Annotated in this window: 2 protein-coding genes and 1 pseudogene; 2 read left to right on the forward strand and 1 reads right to left on the reverse strand. The window is 76.8% G+C overall.

The features are described from left to right. The first annotated feature begins 288 nt into the window (after window positions 1-288). Window positions 289-1350 carry an NAD-dependent epimerase/dehydratase family protein gene (locus MRQ36_RS32730; RefSeq protein WP_242801689.1) on the forward strand — a complete coding sequence of 354 codons (1062 nt, stop codon included), beginning with the start codon at window positions 289-291 and terminating at the stop codon, window positions 1348-1350. A 35-nt stretch (window positions 1351-1385) separates the two neighbouring features. Here MRQ36_RS32730 and MRQ36_RS32735 read toward each other — a convergent pair. Then, a pseudogene (locus tag MRQ36_RS32735) lies at window positions 1386-2793 on the reverse strand (hypothetical protein). A 145-nt stretch (window positions 2794-2938) separates the two neighbouring features. Between MRQ36_RS32735 and MRQ36_RS32740 the strand changes: the two are divergent. Next, window positions 2939-3221: glycosyltransferase family 2 protein (locus MRQ36_RS32740; RefSeq protein ID WP_242801691.1), on the forward strand; the 283-nt coding region annotated here is incomplete at its 3' end.

The following is a 3221-nucleotide window of genomic DNA, read 5'->3' on the forward strand; positions in this document are numbered from 1 at the left end:
ATCCGGCTCCGGCCGGCCGCCCCGGACCGTCGGGATCGTCCGGGCGGCCGGACCCGCGGTGGCCGGCGGCCGGCGGTGGATCGGGCGGCGGCGTGGGCACGGGTCCTCCCGTCGGTCGCTGATTCCCGCCCCTGGCGGGCAGGACGTCACCCGGAACGCTAGACGTCGGCGCCGCCGGCCGGCCCGCTTCGCCGCATTACCGAAGGATTACCGGCGGTGCCTTACGGAATGCTGACGTCTGCCGCGAACCGGCCCGCCGGACACCGCGGCTGACCTAGCGTGACCGGCATGCGGATACTGGTCACCGGCGCGGCCGGCTTCGTCGGATCCCAGGTCGCGGACCTGCTCGTCGCCGAGGGGCACGAGGCGGTCTGCCTGGACGCGCTGCTGCCCCAAGCGCACGGGGGCGGGATGCCCGAGTGGTCCCGCCCGCACGACCCGGTCGTCGGGGACGTTCGTGACCCCGCGCTGCTCGACCGGCTGCTGTCCGGTGTCGACGCGGTCTGCCACCAGGCGGCCATGGTCGGCCACGGGCTCGACCCGTCCGACGCCCCCGCCTACGCCAGCCACAACGACTACGGCACGGCGGTGCTGCTCGCCGCCATGCACCGGGCCGGGGTGTCCCGTCTGGTGCTGGCCAGCTCCATGGTGGTCTACGGCGAGGGACACTACGAGTGCGCCCGCCACGGCACCGTCCGCCCCGCCGCCCGCCGCCCCGCCGACCTGGCCGCCGGCCGGTACGACCCGACCTGCCCGCACTGCGCCGGCACCCTCACCTGCGCCCTCGTCGGCGAGGACGCCCCGCTGGAGCCACGCAGCACGTACGCGGCCAGCAAACTGGCACAGGAGCACCTGGCCGCCGCCTGGGCCCGGCAGACCGGCGGCGGGGTATGGGCGCTGCGATACCACAACGTCTACGGCCCCCGGATGCCCCGCGACACCCCGTACGCCGGCGTGGCCTCGATCTTCCGCTCGGCCCTGGCCGACGGGCAGCCGCCCCGGCTGTACGAGGACGGCCGGCAGCGGCGGGACTTCGTGCACGTCACGGACGTGGCGCGGGCGAACCTGCTGGCGCTCACGGCGCCCACGCCGGACGGACTGGTCCCGGTCAACATCTGCTCCGGTGAGCCGCACACCGTCGGCGACCTGGCGGCCGCGCTCGCCTCGGCGATGGACGGTCCCGCCCCGGTGGTGGTCGGCGGGGCCCGCGCGGCCGACGTACGGCACGTGGTCGCCGACCCGCGCCGGGCGCGGGAGCTGCTCGGCTACACCCCCGCGGTCGGCTTCGTCGACGGGGTGACCGCCTTCGCCACCGACCCGCTGCGCGAACCGGCCGCCGTGGCCGGCTGAGCCCGCCGTGCCCGGCCGGGCAGTGCCGGCGGTGGTCAGGAGACGGTCAGCAGCAGGTGGTTCACGGCCAGCGCGGTGGCCGCCTGTCCGGCCAGCCACCAGCGCCGGTGCGGGCGGCAGGTGCGCGGTGGCCACCAGCGCCCAGACCACGAACGGCAGCCAGATCCGTTCCACCTCGGCCTTGCTCATCCCGGACAGGTCCGCCGCGACGACCGCCAGCGCGGCGGCCGCCGGCAGGGCGACCGTCGGGCCGAGCGCCCGGACCCGGTCGGCGGGCACCGACCACCACCGGCCGACCCGCGCGCCGCCGGCCGTGCCGCCCCATCTGCCGAGGCGGCCAGCCCGCAGGGGTGCCGCACCGCCGGCCCGAGCACCGGACCCACCGAGAGCAGCAGCGCCGCCAGGTTCGCCCAGACCCAATATGCGTACGGGCGGTCGGCGGCCCAGCCCTGGTGGTACCGCTCCACCACCCGGGCGTACCCCTCCCACCAGGCGAAACCGGCCAGGGTGAACGCTGCCGCCACCGCGCCGACCCCGGCTGCCGCGGCGAGCAGGCCCGACCCGACCCGTCGGACGCAGCGCCAGCGCCGCCAGCGCGAGCGGACCGACGAGCACGAAGCCGTACGACAGGTACAGCGCCCCGCCGAGTAGCAGCCCGCCGGCCAGCGCCGCGGCCGGGCCGCGCACCACCAGCAGGGCCAGCCCGGCGGCGACCACGCCGGTGAACAGGCCGTCCGCCGAGGCGCCGACCCAGACCGCGCCCGGCAGCAGCACCAGGAACGGCAGCACGGTCCGGGCCTCGTCGGCCGCGCCCAACGCCCGCAGGGCGGCCGGGACGCTCACCGTCACCGTCGCCCCGACCAGGACGCAGGCCAGCGCGGCGGCGGTGCCGCCACCGAGGCCGACCCGGTCCAGCCCGACGAAGACCAGCAACGCGCCCGGCGGGTGTCCGGCGGTGTGGGTCGACCAGGAGTCCGGCTGGAAGTCCAGGATCCGGTCGGCGAAACCGGCCAGCATCCGGGGCACGTCGGTCACCCCGGGCACCTCGTGCAGGTACTCCGCCTGAACGGTCAGCCGCCGGGTGAGCCCCGCCGACCAGCCGTCGATCAACGCCAGCGCCAGCGTCCACGCGGTCGCCGCCAGCCAACCGGCGGCCAGCAGCGGTCCCCACCGAGCGGTCCGCGCCCAGCGCGAGCCGGGGCCGAGGACGCCGAGCGCCACCAGCACCGCGACCGGCGTGCCCCAGCCGACGTGCGGCTGCCAGGTGGCGTAGAGCGGCGCGGCGTCGGCGTGCAGGCCCACGCCCCGGTGGTTGAGCACCGCGCCGACCGCCACGGCGGCGAGCAGCAGCGCCGCCTCGACGCCGAGGACGACCAGGTCGGCCCGGTCCCGTCTCGGCTGCCGGTCGGCGCTGCGGCGGTCGGCGAGGGTGGCGGGTCTCATGTCGACGGGACGTTACGCACCCCCGGCCGCGCCCGTCAGCCGAACCGCCGGTCCGTCACGGGATGGTAAGAAATCCCTGGTCGGTAAGGGTTCCGTAAGGCCGATCCGGACCCCGGCGGCCCGGCGTGGACCTAGCGTCGGCGATATGCCGACTCAGATCGACGTGGTGCTGCCCTGCCTGGACGAGGCCGCCGCCCTGCCCGGCGTGCTGGCCGCGCTGCCGCCCGGCTACCGGGCGATCGTGGTGGACAACGGCTCCCGGGACGGCTCCCCGGAGGTGGCCGTCCGGCACGGCGCCCGGGTGGTGCACGAACCCCGCCGGGGATACGGCGCGGCTGTGCACACCGGTGTCGAGGCCGCCGAGAGCGACCTGGTCTGCGTACTCGACGCCGACGGCTCCTTCGACCCGGGGGAACTACCCGCCCTGG

The sequence above is a fragment of the Micromonospora sp. R77 genome (assembly GCF_022747945.1).
Taxonomy (GTDB): Bacteria; Actinomycetota; Actinomycetes; order Mycobacteriales; family Micromonosporaceae; genus Micromonospora.